Origin of the sequence: Pseudoalteromonas obscura (assembly GCF_030135505.1) — a bacterium.
Taxonomy (GTDB): Bacteria; Pseudomonadota; Gammaproteobacteria; order Enterobacterales; family Alteromonadaceae; genus Pseudoalteromonas; species Pseudoalteromonas obscura.
The window spans coordinates 18,025-36,238 of sequence record NZ_JASJUT010000010.1 but is presented as its reverse complement, the minus strand read 5'-3'; the positions used below and the strand labels follow the sequence as shown (position 1 = coordinate 36,238).

The 18,214-nt window shown below is 40.4% G+C and carries 14 protein-coding genes; 4 read left to right on the top strand and 10 right to left on the bottom strand.

Annotation, left to right across the window (positions count from 1 at the left end; all coding sequences use genetic code 11):
- Positions 1 to 36: 36 nt before the first annotated feature.
- Both QNM18_RS19615 and QNM18_RS19610 read right to left on the bottom strand, forming a co-directional pair.
- Complete coding sequence (locus QNM18_RS19615; protein WP_284138201.1) at positions 37 to 1,266, bottom strand: pentapeptide repeat-containing protein; 1,230 nt, start codon at positions 1,264 to 1,266, stop codon at positions 37 to 39.
- A 219-nt stretch (positions 1,267 to 1,485) separates the two neighbouring features.
- Complete coding sequence (locus QNM18_RS19610) at positions 1,486 to 2,988, bottom strand: calcium-binding protein (RefSeq protein ID WP_284138200.1); 1,503 nt, start codon at positions 2,986 to 2,988, stop codon at positions 1,486 to 1,488.
- Positions 2,989 to 3,395: 407 nt separating this feature from the next.
- Here QNM18_RS19610 and QNM18_RS19605 point away from each other — a divergent pair, with 407 nt between their 5' ends.
- Positions 3,396 to 4,343 (top strand): sensor histidine kinase, encoded by a 948-nt coding sequence (locus QNM18_RS19605; protein WP_284138199.1) that lies wholly within the window; start codon positions 3,396 to 3,398, stop codon positions 4,341 to 4,343.
- Positions 4,340 to 4,897 carry a heme NO-binding domain-containing protein gene (locus QNM18_RS19600; RefSeq protein WP_284138198.1) on the top strand — a complete coding sequence of 186 codons (558 nt, stop codon included), beginning with the start codon at positions 4,340 to 4,342 and terminating at the stop codon, positions 4,895 to 4,897. The genes QNM18_RS19605 and QNM18_RS19600 overlap by 4 nt, the downstream gene beginning before the upstream one ends.
- A 10-nt stretch (positions 4,898 to 4,907) precedes the next feature.
- Here QNM18_RS19600 and QNM18_RS19595 read toward each other — a convergent pair whose 3' ends face one another.
- From QNM18_RS19595 to QNM18_RS19585, 3 genes are all read right to left on the bottom strand, one after another.
- Positions 4,908 to 5,483 (bottom strand): hypothetical protein, encoded by a 576-nt coding sequence (locus QNM18_RS19595; protein ID WP_211008548.1) that lies wholly within the window; start codon positions 5,481 to 5,483, stop codon positions 4,908 to 4,910.
- Positions 5,484 to 6,879: 1,396 nt separating this feature from the next.
- Positions 6,880 to 7,449 carry a hypothetical protein gene (locus QNM18_RS19590; RefSeq protein ID WP_284138197.1) on the bottom strand — a complete coding sequence of 190 codons (570 nt, stop codon included), beginning with the start codon at positions 7,447 to 7,449 and terminating at the stop codon, positions 6,880 to 6,882.
- A 389-nt stretch (positions 7,450 to 7,838) separates the two neighbouring features.
- Positions 7,839 to 8,399 carry a hypothetical protein gene (locus QNM18_RS19585; RefSeq protein ID WP_284138196.1) on the bottom strand — a complete coding sequence of 187 codons (561 nt, stop codon included), beginning with the start codon at positions 8,397 to 8,399 and terminating at the stop codon, positions 7,839 to 7,841.
- 466 nt (positions 8,400 to 8,865) lie between these two features.
- Here QNM18_RS19585 and QNM18_RS19580 point away from each other — a divergent pair, with 466 nt between their 5' ends.
- Together QNM18_RS19580 and QNM18_RS19575 are read left to right on the top strand one after the other, a co-directional pair.
- Positions 8,866 to 9,879 (top strand): IS110 family RNA-guided transposase, encoded by a 1,014-nt coding sequence (locus tag QNM18_RS19580; protein ID WP_284138195.1) that lies wholly within the window; start codon positions 8,866 to 8,868, stop codon positions 9,877 to 9,879.
- Positions 9,880 to 10,783: 904 nt separating this feature from the next.
- On the top strand, positions 10,784 to 10,966 hold the full coding sequence (locus tag QNM18_RS19575) for a hypothetical protein (RefSeq protein WP_284138194.1): 183 nt from the start codon (positions 10,784 to 10,786) through the stop codon (positions 10,964 to 10,966).
- Between the two features lie 429 nt (positions 10,967 to 11,395).
- On the opposite strand, the gene QNM18_RS19570 is transcribed toward QNM18_RS19575, so the two are convergent.
- From QNM18_RS19570 to QNM18_RS19550, 5 genes are all read right to left on the bottom strand, one after another.
- Positions 11,396 to 14,491, bottom strand: a complete 3,096-nt coding sequence (locus QNM18_RS19570) for an efflux RND transporter permease subunit (RefSeq protein ID WP_284138193.1) — start codon at positions 14,489 to 14,491, stop codon at positions 11,396 to 11,398.
- Positions 14,488 to 15,558 carry an efflux RND transporter periplasmic adaptor subunit gene (locus QNM18_RS19565; protein WP_284138192.1) on the bottom strand — a complete coding sequence of 357 codons (1,071 nt, stop codon included), beginning with the start codon at positions 15,556 to 15,558 and terminating at the stop codon, positions 14,488 to 14,490. The genes QNM18_RS19570 and QNM18_RS19565 overlap by 4 nt, the downstream gene beginning before the upstream one ends.
- 278 nt (positions 15,559 to 15,836) lie before the next feature.
- Positions 15,837 to 16,655 carry a formyltransferase family protein gene (locus QNM18_RS19560; RefSeq protein ID WP_284138191.1) on the bottom strand — a complete coding sequence of 273 codons (819 nt, stop codon included), beginning with the start codon at positions 16,653 to 16,655 and terminating at the stop codon, positions 15,837 to 15,839.
- The gene (locus tag QNM18_RS19555; protein WP_284138190.1) at positions 16,655 to 17,770 is read right to left on the bottom strand and encodes an acyl-CoA dehydrogenase family protein; all 1,116 of its coding nucleotides are present in this window, start codon (positions 17,768 to 17,770) and stop codon (positions 16,655 to 16,657) included. Before QNM18_RS19555 ends, QNM18_RS19560 begins: the two co-directional genes overlap by 1 nt.
- Positions 17,767 to 18,213, bottom strand: coding sequence for a type II toxin-antitoxin system RatA family toxin (locus tag QNM18_RS19550; protein WP_284138189.1), 447 nt, complete (start codon positions 18,211 to 18,213; stop codon positions 17,767 to 17,769). The genes QNM18_RS19555 and QNM18_RS19550 overlap by 4 nt, the downstream gene beginning before the upstream one ends.
- Position 18,214: the final 1 nt, after the last annotated feature.

The window sequence follows — 18,214 nt, the reverse complement described above, 5'->3', positions numbered from 1 at the left end:
ATACGCTTACAAAGTTTCATTGTCGTATATCTAACCTCAGCCCCTTTTAAACTTCCATCTTATTGTAATGAAAAAAATACTTAATAGTGAGAAAGTTAGTATCGATTGCACTGATGCCATGAGTTTTAAAGTTATCAAAGTGTTAATTTTATACTGAGATTGCAAATACATGGTTTCTTTATGGGACCAAATTGAAAACGGTCTGAATATTTGCTTCATAGCAAAGTCTACAGCCTCAAGACCATAATTATGTTGCATGTGAAAGGCTATAAAATACAGCAAAAAAGAAGCTGCTGTAACGATAGTAACCCATATAAGTGGCCGAATAGTACTTAATCCGTATAAACTTGATAACTCATATAAATACCCAATTGATATATAACCCATTCTCTTTTTTGATTTTCTTATACAGAGTTGCTCTAAAGCAAAAAAAGAAGCTTCATCATGTCGGTTCCTAACATTTTCCATCGAAAGCTTTAAAACTCTGTAAGCTTTGATTGCTTTTGGAGCGGTATCTAAAAAATTTGAAAAAGGTGGGAAGTCAGTCTCTTGATGCAGCTCACAATTGAAAAAAGTAGGTGCTTTATGAAATATACAAGCTGTAAAGTCACTGTGTCCTTTAAATTTACGATTGTCAAACTTTGCCTGATCAAAAAAAGTACACCCCTTGAAGTCAATGCTCTTTATAAGCTCTCGCTCTTCGTTGTCTTCAAAAGTCGATTTTAGGGAAAATTGAACATTAAAAGAGTCGTAGAAAGTACATGAGATGAAATCAAGACCTTCATCAAATCTAGTTTTATAAAAAGAAACCTCTTTATGAAACACAGTCCCTCTGAATGTGACGTCACCCGTAAACCTGCATTCGCTAAAATCAACCTCATGATAGAAAATGCAATATGAAAAGTTGGGGTAATCGTTATGTATACATGAACTAAAATCTAAAGGGATATTAAATATTGTGCCACTGTAATCAATGCGATCATGTTCAAACACATCCTTACTCTTACCAGCAATTAAAAATAGTTTCTTTTCGAACTCATCTTTTCGCTCATCACTCCATTTTGACTTTAGCGTAGGATGTCCATTTTTATCAAATATTGGACAGTGAAACTCACACCAAACTTTCCCATCAACAGTAAAATACTCGATCTCTGCCAAGCTTTTTTCTATCTTAGAATATTGGCAATCATCGCCACCATCTTTTTCGGGATCCCAAGTTTCTTCTCCAACTGTAATCTCTTTGTGTACATAGCAGCACTTGTTCATTCTCATATCCTTTGGAAGTAATAAGCCTCTTTGAACTTTATAAAAAATTGCCCATTTGTAAAAGCTGTATTTACTGAAAAAATGATTACGGATATTAGATGTGTACGATACAGAATATTTGGGACAACTGCGGGACACACGAACCTGAATATTCAAACACTCCAACCAAAAAAGCCCACAAGTGTGGGCTTTGGTTTAACATCTAATTGCCAGATTAGATCAGTCACATGAAATGATATTGCCGTCTTTGTTGTAGCACTGCTGGCTTTGACCGATTTGCCAAACGCAAGTATAAGCTATGTTGTTTTCCATACAGTGTGTGTATGTGCCGTACATACCACTGCCAGGATTAAACGACACTTTCCACTCGTAATATGACCATGGCGTTGTTGCGCGATTGTCTAACCAACGATAAAACACCATTGATGAAACAATGTCGTATAAGGCATGGGGTTTTTGATTTTCTTTATAGCTACGCCAGCCATTTTTAAAGCCAGTGTGGGAGCCGTCCATTTCTACTACGGCATCTGCTGCGTCAAAATACGGATTATCGAAGTTACTGCGTTTATCCACTTTTGAAAGAAGGCCTTGATAATCATCTACCCAAGTTGTGCCTTCGCATTTATCTAGTAAGAACATACCTTTGTCATTGCCCTGACCGCACGAACCTTGTGGGGCACTGTCGCCAGTCCAAATGTAGTCGCCGTTTTTGCCGCCTTCAATTTTGGCATCATACCCCGTTGAAAGGGCAATGATCACATCATTACCCTTGCCACCTTCTTGATCAGAGAACTCGCCGTTGGTTACTAGAATATCGTCGCCATCATTACCCCACGCTTTGTGCCAGCGTTTATTGTTCGAATTGCCGTCGCCATCTTCAAATAACGCATCATCTCCGTCGCCTCCATGCAAGCGGTCTTCACGGCCCTCATTACCCGCAAGGTAATCGTTGCCATCATCACCATATAAGGTATCACTGCCTTTACCGCCACTCAGTACATCGTGGCCGTTGCCTCCGTAGAGTTTGTCTGCGCCATCTTTGCTGTGATCACAGTGCGGCGCATCGTAAATGTCACCGCCATTGGCATTTTCAAGTACACAGCCACCGCCGATGTAATCATTGTCATCGCCGCCGTACAGCCGGTCTTCACCTTGCCCACCCATGATCAGGTCGCCGCCGCTATCGCCTAAAATCTTATCGTTATTATGAGCACCCAGCAGTTTATCGTGGCCAGCTCCACCGCGAATGTAGTCGTTACCATAACCACCATCCACTTCGTCATTACCGTTGTCACCTAATATGGTGTCGTTGCCGCTGTTACCAAAAATCGTATCGTTATTATTTCCACCGCGAATATAGTCGCTCTGACGACCTGTAGTGATGTGATCGTTACCATCGCCGCCATACACCTTTTGAATGACATTTACATCCTTGCCATTGTATGTATCGTTACCACTGTTTAAGGATGCGTAAATATTGTCAATTTGGCTCAAATAGAATGTATCGCAGCTACTGCTGTTGCCAACTTTTCTGGTTACTTTTAAGTTGTCGCCAGACACACTCAACGTAAACTTTTCACTGCTATTCGTGCCATTAATTTTTAATGTATCGCCGTCAATGTAAGCGCTTGCACCGTCACTTAAACCACCGCAGCCCGCCAACGCATAATTCGATAGGCCTATAGTTAAAGCAGCGCAGATTGCTCTTTTTTTAAATGTCATTTTGTATCCCCAAAGTAATTGATAAAAAGGCCTTTTATTCCTTTATTTGACCACTTTGAGGAGCCTAGAAAGCAAATAAGTAAGAAAAGTGAAGATATTCCGCCGGGGTGCTTTATGGCACAATTGGCGAGTAGTTTGGCAGAAATTGCCAGTACCAAATTGCAAAACAGCTTTGCTTTTCGCAAATTGACTTAACAAACCTTTATTTTTGCATTTTGATAAAAATCTCCGCCTTGTACCATATTTGCAAAATGCAAATATGGTACCAAAACCAGTTTAAGAAAAGCTCAGCACTTATCGTTACCTTCTGTTTTCAATGAATAAAGTATCTTAGACAACACATACGAAATAATATGGAGCCATTCTTGCTTGTAAGTAACTAAGTGTAACGACTGATTTGGATTTGCATGACAACACTAGAAGCAAATAACACCATCGTATTACTCGAAAAAAAATTGCAGCGTGCGCTGGCTGGCAAAGCACACGCTGAGGATTTGCTCGAGTCAAAGTCGCGCAGTTTGTATAAGGCAAACGAAGAGTTGTGTGCGGCGCTCGATGCGCTGAAAAAACAAGAAGAGCAATTGATCCAGCAAGAAAAAATGGCATCTCTGGGCCAACTTTCTGCGGGTGTGGCACATGAGCTCAATACACCTACAGGCTATGCAAGGTCCAATATCGAAACGCTAAAAATGTACTTGGTCACCCTGTTAGCTTACCAAGATGACCTTGAAAAAATGGTTCCCAATGAGCAGCAAATGCTGACGCTAAAGTCCAGTTATGATGTGGCCATTATCCAAGATGATATTCCTGATCTGATGGATGAGTCATTGTGTGGGTTAAACAAAATTGCTTCTATCGTCACCGAGCTGAGAAACTACACACACGTTGACAATGAAGAGATGGCACCTGAAGATCTTAACTTGGTGTTAGATCAAGCTATCAATTTGGCGCAAAGCAGCTTTAAACATCATGCGACATTAAACACACAACTTGGTCAATTACCCAAGCTCAGTTGCAGCGGAAATAGGCTGTGCCAAGTATTTTTAAACCTCTTAATTAATGCCGGGCAAGCAATCGAAAAGCTCGGTAAGATAGACATTACAAGTAGTTTCGATGACAAAAACATTTATGTCACCATCGCGGACAATGGCATTGGGATCTCAGCACAAAACTTACGTAATATCTTTGATCCATTTTTTACCACAAAACCCGTTGGAAAAGGTACAGGCCTAGGACTATCTATTTCATACAAAATAATTCAACAACATAGGGGCCGTATTGCAGTTGAAAGTACAGAGGGAAAAGGGACAGTTTTTACCATTAGTCTGCCGCTTACACAGGAGCCCGTATCATGAAAGGACATATATTTATCTTACTCGAAGAGTTTGTCAGTGAAGTCGCCGGTGAAGAGTTATTATATGACGCATTGGAGGCTTGTTCGTTTGACACCAGTACAGGTTTTGTCCGCACGGAAAACTACCCAGACGAACAACTCATCGAATTGGTCGACATTGTGATCGAAAAAGCAGGGTTCAGCCTAGAGCAGGCGCATTTTGGTTTTGGAAAGTGGTTATATCCTCGTCTGTCAGGCTTGTTACCAAAGCAATTTACAGACTACGCACACCCGGCTTATGTTTTAAAACAATTGGACGACTTGCATCACGTAGAATTAAAAAAGCTCTATCCTGACGCACAACCTCCTAGATTTCAATATGATGCACTTTCTCCCATCGAAGCTAACTTGATATACACATCGTCGAGGAGAATGTTCGATTTGGTTGAGGGCGTACTTGCTGGAATGGCACAGTTCTATGGAGTGCCATTGCATGTCACTAAACAAATTGGTTGGCAAGACAACCAGAACTGTGCCAAATACTCGATTGTTTATGCAAAAGAGGTTGCAGTTTAATACTATTCAGTCAGTACTCGCCTTTTCGTAGCTTTAAATCAGCGATAAACAAACGAAGTGGCAAGTACAATATCGCCAAACAACAGACAATGTAATGAACCGCTGATACTTGGCGATAGGCGGCCAACAAAATGTCATTTTCCAAATAACCGCGTAATATAAACTGAGCAAAAAACATTGTAATGTTGCAGGTGCTGCTATAGAAAACTACGCGGGTAGATTGAGAAAAACTGATATTTCGCAGTCTGTGAAGCGTGTATATACAAAGCATAAATGCGGTTAAAAAGCACATTTTAGTAAAATAAAATAGCCGCCTTCGAACCAAATAATCCATATCAGCATCAAGGATTGCTTGGTTCACATACCCATCTGTCATATACAACATAACTATGGTCCAAACAGTGATGCTCCAAGAAATCAAACTTTTCTCAGAGTCTGTTTTTACAGCTTGATTTCTATCATAGAAGAATCTCGCGCCTTTCTTTTTTATCATGTAAATCAGGTACATAAAAACAACAGGCACGACCACTTGATAGGTTCTTACTGCGATCCAGTTGTACAACTCGGGTTCTAAAGACTGTGCCACAGCATAGCCTCAGTCGGTTTAACACTCTTCTTGGTCATTTTTTCGACCTCTTATATATCGCTTGTAATCGGCAAATAGTTGTATTGCTAAGTATATAAATATTGCAACAAAATAACATATCTGGACACTCACCATGACCATTACAATCCAAGGCCGTAAAGCCTCTGATTCCAAGTAGCCCCTAAAAATCAATTGCATAAAATTCATGGTAGCGCTAGGTATAAACAAATACATAGACAGTCTAGAAAGGCGAGAGAATGTGCACCCTCTTAGTGTATGCAGTGCTATGATGATAAAGATAAAAAACAAGGCCAAGGACAATTTTATCACGTAAAATAATCTTCGTCTCAATAGATAATCCATCTCGAGCCCAATCAATGAGAAGTGGAGTACATGGTCAATCCATTGCAGAACAAACATGACTGAAATAGTTATTCCCCATGAAACTAGATCTTTATCTGACGTATCTGTTAATTTTAAACGCTTATCATAAAATATTGCGATGCCACGCCTGTAAGCTTGTAAAATAAAATAAAAGAATGCCGTATATACTGCAGTTCTGTAGCCCCAATATGCTATTGTTGCAAGTTCTATTTGGTCCGGTCGTGTCATAGATGAATTCTCAGTATATCTCTTTTCATTGCGGGCTTTATATTACCGTAATGACCTTGTTTTGCTGTTTTTCAGTACTGGGTAATTGAACTTAAAATCCAGTTGAAAGCAGTTTCGAGTCTTTAATCAACTTTTTTTCTTGCCGTATACCAACGTCGGTAAAGCCGTGATATGGGTAAAGTCAGTATTGTTATAGTCAGGTATAGATAACATAGAGATGCATTCGCTCGATACAATGGGCTTAGAATATTGGTTTCCATATACCCCCTTAAGATAAACTGCAAAAAGTGTACTGTTATCAGCAGCAAGTAAATGTAGTAAATAAATCTTGTTGCTTGAGAAAATGAACATCCTCTTAAGGCATGCAGAGCATAGATTGCAAAAAAGATTACCAAGCCTGTACAAATTTTAAGTAGATAAAAGAGTCTACGCCTCAAAATGTAGTCCATATCCAAACCTATAATAGCGATATGCATAGGGTGATCAATAAACTGCATAATATAAACAACACAAAATGTTATTCCCCAAGAGACTAGGTCTTTATCATCATCACTTTTTAACTCTCTAGACTTATCGTAAAACATAGATATGTCATGACGTTTTATTTCATAAATAAAATAGAACAAAGTAACAGTCATGATGACTTGAAAGGTTCTAAAAGGAACTGCAGGGTAGTTTTCAAATATGTACTGGAACACTGTTAATTTTCTCTTTCTACCAAATACCAAGCTACGCTCAGTCAACAAATAATCAGGACACTGCGATATCACACCTAGTCACACATTTAACCAACTCGAATTCGATAAGATTGATACAACTCCTTTGCAGGGTATGATAGTAAAGTAATAGAAATCAAAACATTATGAACTGCTGTAACTCCCCGATAGACAGGGCTGAAGATATCTGTATGCAAATATCCTCTCAAAATTAGCTGCACAAAGCTCAGTGTCGCGACGGATATGGTAATATAAAAAATCATCCGCGTTGTCTGTGAAAAAGGGCAACCTCTGAGCGAATGCAGTGCATATATCGATGCCAAGAACACCAGTACAATCCATACTCTAACTAGATAGAAAAGCCGCCTCCTAAACATATAATCCAAATCTGCGGTAATAATTGCATAGTTAATTTTATCGAAGCTAAAGTGAAATACGAAAATCACGCCAAATGTAATCCAATAGGATACTTGTTTTATATTGTAGTCAGAGTCGAGCTTAAAGCGCTTGTCATACAAAAATGCGATTCCTTTTTTCTTTGCTACAAAAGCAAAATATATAGCAATGCAAAAAACGCTAAGGTGAAACCCTCTGAGCGCGATAAAATCGTATAATTCCATTTCTGGCATTTGGGACACGGAAACACTCCATTCCTACATTTGGACTTGGTAAATCACTATGTGTTATCAATAGATATGGACAAGGTAAAATTTAAGTAGGGTCTATCTCTTAACTCCGGGTTGTATGCCAATCAAAATGCAAGTCTATAATAGGCTCAAATAGATGTAAAAACCACAATAAAATACACCAACAATAGCGGCAAAACAACTCAATACCTCCAGGTAGTTAAAGAATACTATATTCACCCTTTGCTATTAAACAGTCTTATCCTTACCATCTTTTTGTTATTTTACGTATTGAGTTAACATTAAAAACTGGCGAATACAGAAAAAAATGCGTTCTGGTCTCATGTGGTCATTTAAAATCGTTGGTTATCATATTTGAACATAGAAAGCACCATCAAAGCTTAAGTCGCTCGAATTCGATAAGATTGATAGATCGCCTTTACAGGGTAAGACAATAAGGTAATAGAAAGAAAAAAGTAGTGAACCGCATTAAATCCCCGATAAACAGGGCTTAAGATATCCGTGTGTAGATACCCTCTCAAAATAAATTGTGCAAAGCTAATTGTCGCAACAAGCATAGAAAGATAATAAACCAATCGCGTTGTATATGAAAACGGACAGCCTCTGAGCGAATGTAGTGCGTATACAGATGTCAAAAACATCAGTACAATCCACACTCTAACTAGATAGAAAAGCCGCCTCCTAAATATATAGTCGACGTCTGCGGTAATAATTGCATAGTTAATTTGCTCATCACCAAGGTGAAGCACAAAAATCACCCCAAATGTGATCCAATAGGATACTAGTTTAATGCTGTAGTCAGAATTTAGTTTAAAGCGCTTGTCATATAAAAACGCGATGCCTTTTTTCTTTGCTACAAAAGCAAAGTATATAGCAATGCTAAACACACAAACTTGAAACCCTCTGAGCGCAATGAGATTATACAACTCTAATTCTGGCATTGGCGGCACGGAAACACTCTCTTTCTACGTTTTGGACCTAGTACAAACAATATTCAGCAACAATTAGGGAACGATAAAAACACTCGGAATTTAGGCTTTTTATCAAGCAGCGCGAGAAAAATCACCAGATGACACACCTGTAATAAGTGTGAAATTCACAATAAAATACAGCAACACACCCGCCAAAACAACTGGGAATTTCGCCTAGCAAAGCTTGGATAAAATAAATTATCTTTAAAGATAAATGAGATTGCTCAGAGCAGGATTTAGTTCAAAGAGTAAAACTTGAAATCAACTGTCACTACCTCCTTTCGTCATTGTGGGCTCGCCCCGCAATCCATATTCGTAGCTGGTTGAATGATTGACGCTAAGAATGGAAGTAGATGGACCCTGAAACGATATATGGACTCCACCACATCTCACATACAGCGTAATGTGGTGTCGACCAAAACAAAGGAGTCCATATATGAATAATCGTAACGTGATTGCGCTCGATCTTGCAAAAAATATTATTCAAGTCGCAAAAGTCTCTAAACATGATGAAATTGTGTTTAATAAAGCACAGTCTCCATCTAAAGTTCGCCAAATACTCGCTAACTCTCCGCCTAGTATTGTTGCCATGGAGGGATGTGGGCGCTTTCATTATTGGGGGCGGATTGCTCAGTCCTATGGTCATGAAGTTAGAGGCATGTCTCCGAAACATGTTAAGCCTTATGTAAGCAAACAAAAAACAGATGCCAATGACGCTATCGGGATTGCGGTTGCTGCTATGCAGCCTAATATGCCCTTTTCCCCAGTCAAAAATATCGAACAGCAAATTCTCCAAACGTTCACTGTAAGTCGTCAGTTTTTAGATAAACAGCTTACACAACTCGGTAATCATATTAGGGCCCTATTTTATGAATATGGCATCACTATTCCTCGCTCCAAGAAAGCATTAAAAGGGGTTTTAACTGAGCGTAATGATTTACCAGAGGTGTTATTGCCATTAGTTAATGTCTTAAAAGCTCAATACCAGCAAATAGAGCAATCTCTGAATAAAGTCACTAAAAACCTAGAACTGCTTGTTTCTCAAAATGAGCAATGCCAACGTGTTATTGCGCTTGAAGGTGTGGGTGTTTTAGGTGCAGCGGGGCTAATTGCCAGCTTGAGTCAAACAGAGCACTTTAAAAATGGACGATGTGCTTCAGTATATTTAGGCGTTACCCCAAAACAATTTAGCAGTGGCGGTAAAACCGTGATGCTGGGAATTGATAGATGTGCTGGAGATAAACAGCTAAAGTCCTGTTTATTTTTGGGGGCATTGTCATACATTTCTAATCTACCGGAAAAGCCCAAGACATTAAAGCAGCAATGGCTCTTAAGGTTGGTTGCTCGTTCAGGTGTAAAGCGAGCTTGTATTGCGCTGGTGAATAAAAATATCAGAACGGCTTGGGCAATGCTAAAACAAGGTACGAATTACCAGCCCGTTATGATTTAAAAAACATCTTCAAAAGAGTTCGACAACAATGTAATTAAAACGGTAAGACCAACCTTCTGAAAACCTGTCTGAACTTGAAGTGATAATACACTAGCGAAACGTTTAGGACAGAAGGTGCGAATAAATCAAAGGTTAGAGAGTAGCGCTCTCAAAAGAAACCGCATATACGCAAGCATCTTTAATTTTAAAAACATGATGTCAAACAAGTGGAGTCCATATACAAGTTCAGGATGACGAGGTTTAGTTCAGGGATGCGGGTTTTAGTTCAGAGACACGAGAGGTTTAGTTCATGGAGATGGATTAAGGGTAGCTAGTGCTATTTCAAAGGGTAAAACTTGAAATCAACTGTTACTATCCCCTTTCGTCATTGTGGGCTCGCCCCGCAATCCATATTCGTAGCTGGTTGAATGATTGACGCTAAGGTTGGAAATAGATGGACCCTGAAACAAATTTAGGGTGATAAGGCTAAGTTAAAAGTAATCTCGTCACGCGCATCAAGGATGCCTGTTCGATAGGATAAGTTTTATATGGGCAAATAAAAAACACGCCCAATAATTAATAATTTATTCAAAAATAAAAATTAAAAACATATAAAAATTTAAAAAACAACACACACCCAAACCAATCATTATTGCACTAAATCGATTTAACACCTTTTAACTTTACCAAAGCCACCAATTCACAGCTGACAATGTACAAATATAAGGCGCACATTATTTACAATTTCAAAAAACAAAACCACAAAGGCATCCATTTAAAATGCGAGGAAATATGAGTAAAAACATCTAAAAATTATGAGTTAACCTACAGGATGAAGAGGAAATTTACAAACCAAGCGCTTTAACAGATGTAAAAACTCTGATAATGTAAATATTGAACACTTGATTCAACAGGGAAATATAAAGTGAAATTAAAAATAAATAAAAAAGCAATTAAGTCACTATCAAAAGACAGCAAAGCGCTTCCTGTTATGCAAACGCCTAATATAGCAGGTGGAGGTGGTAACCCTTTCCCAGCAACGGTTTTTGAAAAAGGCTGTCGTTGGTTTACACACATGCAAGTTGGAACATGTAAACACCCACTATAACCTGGTTAAAAACATGATGAATAGCTCAAGGTATTTAACTTGGGCTTTCTAATTCAAAATCAGCCCCTCCCTTTTAATATCTTCTAAATATTGATAATGCCATACCACACGTTATGCTCACCCTTGATTGCATAATCTTTCGAGAGAGTTTATCAGCTTGATTATCATTTACATATTACTCGGATCGTTTATTTCAGGCTTGCTATCCGTTTAAGTCTTAAAGGATAACAATAAACAGACAAGTGAACTTAACTGAAAAAGAAGCCACGTCCATGTGACTCTGCTTGCTTGGAAGGTATTAAAATCGACTTTATTTTCTATTAATCCAAGCATATCGGCAGAATATGCAAAAAAAATGGAGAGACACTGTTGGTAATGTTCGAACATATAAAGAATGGCTGCTATATAACCCAGCCATTCTCGCTAATTTCATGATTTTATCTTTTTGAGATTGGTGATAAAAGAAGAGGATTGCTTTTTCTTCATCAACCAATAACAACTAGGCACAAAGAAAAATGATAGAACAGTTGTCAGCACAGTGCCCCCAGCAATCGCGATTGCAAATGGAGGCCAAAAACTACCACCAGCAAGGATCAAAGGCAAAAAGCCACCAACCGTTGTGATAGTCGTAGACGTAATATGCCTAGCACACGTCATTACACCCGACACAATCTCGTCTATGGTACTGGCTTTACTCGCTCTCAACTCTGACAAAATAACTATCGCAGCATTGATCGCAAGTCCCATGAGACCGAGTAACCCTATGATGACTGTAAACCCAAATGGATAACCAGCAATATAAACACTTAAAATGCCCAACATCGCTGATTGAAAGGCAGTTATCAATATTAAACCTGTTGTCGTGAAGGAATTAAATGTCAACACAAGCACAGTTATCAGCAAGACAAAAATTACGCCAACTTTACCCAGTAAACTCCCAACAGCTTGATCTCGCTGTTGAGATTCACCGCCAATTTCCAACCGATAGCCTACAGGCAGCACAAATTGCTCTTTTTCTAATTGCACCTGTATCTCTTTTAAGACTTTTGCAGGCAAGACATCAGTTTGCAAGAATGCCTCCACCACATTAAGTCGCTCTCCATTTCGGCGATGGATCGTACTTTGTTCAGGCACAATACGACTTGTAGCAAATGCAGATAAGAGCAAAGGCTGATCACCCATCACTTCCACATTGGCTAAACCATCCAATCCATCACGATACTGATTATCAAACCGTAAGCTTACCGGCACGGTTTCCGTATCTTCCAAAATACTAGCCACCGTCACGCCTTGTGATTGTGCCTGAAGCTGAGCTGCTACATGCTGTGCTTGAGCACCAGCATGGATCAACTGGGGTTCTTGTGCAACTAACTCAACTTTCGCCGCGCCAGATTGTAATGTTGTTCGCGTATGCGTCACATCAGGATGCGCAATCACAGTCTGCTTTACACGTTGACCTAACTCAGCCAACTTATCGAGCTCTGGACCAAATATTCTAATTTCAATTGGGGCATTGAATGGTGGCCCCTGTTCAAGCTTTCTAACCAGAGTTTGTGCTTCAGGAAATGCCCTATCTAATTCACTTTGCAAGGTTTTTATCAGTGTATTAGCTCGTTCAAAGTCAGTGACTTTAACCATCGCCTGAGCGTAATTTCGCGCTCCTTTGTCCCTTTGCATTAAGTTGTAGTAAAAAATCGGGATATTACGCCCGACCATCCAATCAAGACGCTCAATACCTTCATGCTTAAGAATATGTTCGTCCATTCTTTTAACTAATGCATTGGTTGCATGAATACTGGCATTGTCCGATAGCCGGACTTCGATATGGAACATATCTCTATCTGCAGGTGGAAAAAACTGTTCGGTTAATTGGCCTGCTGAAATAAACCCTAAAATAGGCAATACCATGACACATGATGTAGTGAGTAATGGTGTTTTTAAAGAGCGCTTTAACATCTTCTCAAAAGCCTCACTTAGCGCGCCAAGCCGGATCCCTTGAACTAAGAATCCATTGCCTTTTGTATTGTCAGTTTGAACATATTTTCCTGCGAATACAGCAATTAAGGAATGAGAGATAGCATAGGATCCCACTAAAGCAAAAATCACGCTTAAAGCGATACCACCTACAAACTCACCTGAAGGCCCAGGCATTAATACGATGGGCATAAATGCCAAAATGGTCGTTAAGGTTGAGCTCAGAAGTGGTAGCCAAAAATGATTAACCGCTTTAGATACGGCTTTCATTACCGTTAACCCTTGTTGTCGATATCTTTGAATCGCGTCGGTAATTACAATGGCATTGTCGACCATGATACCCAGAGCCACTACCAAACCGGTCACGGAGATCTGATGAATTGGTAACCCGTACATATTCATACATGCCAGTGTAAACATCACAGTAAGTGGCAGAGCGAGGCCAACAATTATCGCAGCCCTGAGCCCCAAAGTAACGAATAGAACCACAAGGATTAGCGCAAAACCGAGCAAAATATTGTCTAATAAACTACCGAGTCGCTCTTCGGTGTAACCTTTTTGGTCGAACAAGCTGTGTAGTTGAATATTATTGGGGAGCGTATGCTTGAACTCGTTAAGTAAAGTGTCTATCTGCGCTGAGAATTTATCAATACGTACGTCTGGCAGCATGCGTATTCCTAAATAGGCCCCGGGCATACCATCCACCCAAGCAACCTCTTGCTGCGGTTCAACCAGCATGCGCTCGACTTTCGCAATATCACTGAGCTGTATCTGACCATAACGACTATCACTTTGGATAGGAATAGCTGCAATTCGAGCAATGTTAGTAAACTCGCCAGAGAGCTCTACTTGCATTTGAACTTGTGAGTTGGTGATCATGCCCGCAGATATTTTTGCATCTGCATTTTTTACCGCTTGCGCGACTTGCTCAAATGACAAATTGGCCAATTTTAACTTAGTGGGGTCTAAGGTAATTCTCACCTCTTCATTTGCGACTCCAAATAAATGAACCACTTCAACGCCAGTTTGATTTCTTAATCGATTGCGAAGCTCTTTGGTATATCGGTTCACTGCTATTTGTTTTGTCTGTTGCAGCGACGATGATGCCGATTGGTCGGGCTCAATGGTTAACGCGACAATTTTGGTATACGCATAACCCCGGTCATCTTCTAACAAGGGAGATGATGCCTCTTCGGGCAGCTCAATTTGCACATCGTCAAGCAAGTCTCTCAACCTTGACCACACCGGGTTGCTATCGATGACCGCATCTTCTAGCTCGATACTCAGTACACTGATCCCCGAGCGGGACATCGCTATCAAGTTTTTTATTTCTGCTTGTTGTTTTAACTTTTGCTCTATTTTTTCAGTAACCTGCGCTTCTACTCGCGCTGCTGATGCACCGGGTAAGTAGGTAGTCACAAATGCAAAGCGATTGATTATCCGTGGATCTTCGGTGCGAGGTAAACTACTTAAAGCCGCAAAACCCGACACTAACAGTAAGGCGATGAGTAGGACTTGAAAACGCGCATTATTCAACAAAAAAGCAATCATTGCTGCTCACCTCGAGTAGCAACCGATTGGACAATATCTACTTTAATATGCGCTGCAACTTTGTGAGTCCCATTGGCTAAGATTTCTGTGCCATTTTGCAAATCCCCGTCTATATAAGCGTATTGACCATCGCTATGCAGCACTTCAACTGCTGTAGGCTGTAAATGGCCTTGCTCAATTTGGTATATTTGCCAAGTGCCGCGAGTACCGTTAGTGAGTGCACTAATAGGTACCCAATACCCTTTTTTCTGCTGTTTCTTTGCGATTGTCATCGATGCCATTTGCCCTGAAAAAACAACCGCATCATGCGGTAATGCAAAGCGCAATTGAACTGTGCGAGATACGGGGTCTAAATTTGTACCACCGGAACGCTTTTCAGCTTGATATACATGTCCACCCACACTAATGGGCATAGTTTGTTGGATGTTTACCAACAAGTTTTGTGGCACACCTATGCGCACTTCTGAATTACCCTGTTCCAGTACACGCAGTGCAGTTTGCCCCGGTCCCACCACTTCACCAAGAGACACATTTCGCGAAGCAATAACACCATCGAAAGGAGCCTTTAAATGGGCTTTACCAAGTCGAATATCAATCCCTTTAATCTTGACCTTCAACACTTGTAATTCCGCGTTGAGTACGGCGATTTGTGAGCGGTTTTGATCTAACTGTTGCTGTGCCGAATAGTTTGATTTACTGAGTTTTAAGAGTCGTTCGCTATCTTGCTGTGCGAGTGTCAGCTGGGCTTTGACTTTATCTAGGTTGGCAAGGTGTTCAAGTTTTTCAACCTCGAGTAACTGGGTATCTTGCTTCGCAAGCAATTGCCCTTTTTCAATCGCATCGCCTTGATCAGCATAAAGTGCTTCAAGCACGCCATTAAATTCAAACCCGATTTCCGCTTCTTGATGTTTGACTACCTGACCGGTCACTTGGCGAAACTGATAAAAGCCTGTCGCTTCTTGCACACTGTAGGCCGCCACGGGCAGCCCTTGATTTTGCGCATTGTCATCCTCCGCGACACAAAAGTGTGCGTTAAGTAACAACATCAAGCTTAATAAAACTCTCATATATGATCCTTGCGAACTTCTTTACTGTTTATACTTGCCCTGTAGACCTTCAGTTTAGTGTATTGCGCCAAAACTCTGTAGAGTCAGGCAAAGTAAAGTAATTTAAAAACCAAAAGCGAGCCAACTTCGCTCGCTTAAGTAACCCTCTATAAACGGTCACATTAGAATAAAAATACTAAACTTACCTTCATTGTACCGCTGTTTGATTTTTATACTAGATGTACCGATAACATTTAAGTACTAATCTCGTGAATAAATCCATACTCACCCGCAGATTCTTAGCCTTGTTTTCTCAACGCATTTAGGACCCATCTCCATTTAACCAAACAAAGTGACTGTTTGAACAAGGTGAGATGCTCCTTGGTTGGATATGAAAAGTAACTACCAGCATGTGCTTGATTTTGAGCATCTGCTTGTTGATGTTTAAGCGTACGCATTACCTCTCCATATAGTTGTGGAAAATGATTGCTTACCTGCCTATCAATATCTAATAGGCACTCAGCTTTTGGCACTTTAATCATGCGTTGTGCGATGATAGGGCCAGCATCAATCTCTTTATTTTCTACCCAATGGGCTGAGATCCCGTATCTCTGCTGGTTGTATAGGTAGCTGAACATAATGGGAAACAAGCCTCTGCACTGAGGCAAAAAAGCAGGGTGAAAATTAACCACGCCTTGTTTTGGAATGCCAATGACTTCGTCGTGTAAAATCTGATCAAAGTAATAAATGGTCAACAGGTCTATTTGTTTATCCTTGAGTAGATTAACCACCTCAGGAGAATTTACATCTTTGACTTTGATGTGTGTGATCCCAAGATCTTCACAGCGCTGTTTAATACTGGGAAAAACGTCCATTCCGAAGCGTTTTAATATAGGACGGATAAGCGTCGCAAGTACCATTTTAACGAACAGATACTCTGTAAAGCTATAACCTCGGTTACACATATTTTTATAGGCTTGTTTTATAAAACCACCATTTTTCTTTGAGTATGGATCGCTGGTGATCACTAACTTGATGTCATCCTTGTGCGTTTCCAAAACCTTAAGAATTGCCGGCAAGGTCGCCATATTTTCAATATTGCACAGCGCTAAACGCATTACACCATCTCCAACTCTTGGCCATCAAAATATTGATTCAGGGGTCCATACATCGCGTGTTTAGCAGGCGGATGGAAGTTAAATGCATGGATAACTTGGGCTATTGTCGCGAAATAGCCTGTATTGATATAGTTAATACCGCCGACCAAACTCAGTATATTTTGGGTCACATCAGCAAGCACATCTTGCAAGTGATATCGGACACTCAATACTTGGGCAAGGGTATCTTGAGTTTGGTCGTTCATATCATTCGCGATTGCTTTAAGTGATAGTGCACATGCCTCTAGTTGAATATGTACCTTTGCTTTGTCTGAATCTTGTAACCTACCCAATTCACAGGCACGTTCGACTAAACCACATACCATGCCTAAATAAGAAGCGCAGGTGATCAGCTCAAACCATACAAACCCAGCAACATGCGATTGATATGCCGATTTTTCATCAACATTGACCAACATTGAGTGCGGTACAAACACATTCTCCAGCACCACGGCTTCGCTTTGGCTCGCTTTTAAAAACGGTGCTTGCCAAAACTTTTCTACAGAAATGCCTTCGCACGCTTTGTGTATCATTGCCACAGCAAAATACGGCTCACCGGATTTTGGCTCGACTTGAACACTTGCCGTTAATAAGTCCATACAATGGGCTAAGCTACACGGCTTTTTCACACCTGATATGACGTATCCTTTATCAATTTCTTTAGCAATAATTTGGCTCTTCAAAATGCTTTTGCCAATTTGTCCCTCACTAAACGCCGAGGAGACAAGTAAGTTTGAGCGAGAGATCCCTTCTAACATCAGTGACTCTAATCCGTTCCCAACTTTGGCCATTTCTTGCAGTGTCGCAATTGAGAATTGATGCATACCCGCGGCAATCGCCAAAGACGGAGAAGCGCCCCCAATTGCCATTTGTAATTGCACAGCCTGCCATGCACTGAGCCCTTTGCCACCGTATTTCTCTTTAACTAAAGTGGACGCACCGCCAGCTGATTTGAATATATTAATTGCTTGGCTTTGCTCCCCTTCAAGCTCATCAAAATGGGATTCTCTCAAGTGACTTGCCAATTCAGGTAATGTGTCGCGCAGCAATTGCTGCGCTTTTTGGTAGGTACTCATGCAACGGCCTCTGTTTGGCTTGCAAATAACTCACTCAACATTTGTTCGACATTTTGCTTGATTGCGGACTCTGCTATCGGTTCAAGAATGTCTGCAAGTGTTGGGATCCCCATACAAAAACGAGCATCGAATGCGATGGTACACTGCGCGTCATTTAGTGCTTCGATACGCCAACACCCCTCAAAGATGTCTGCGTCTCCTTCTATTTGCGTAAACTCAATTTTTAGATTGGTTTTGTCAAATATATCGCGCTCTCGCCAAGACATTTTGCCGTCATGAAAATGCACTAGCCAGGCAGACTCAGACTCATGTTCGCTAACTTCTGATACTTCCACAGAGATCACAGCTTGGCAATGACTTTCAAACGATTTGAAGTCGGCAATCTTATCAAACGCTTGCTGTGCTGAAGCGTTAACAGTTTGAATGTATTTTACGTCTCTCATG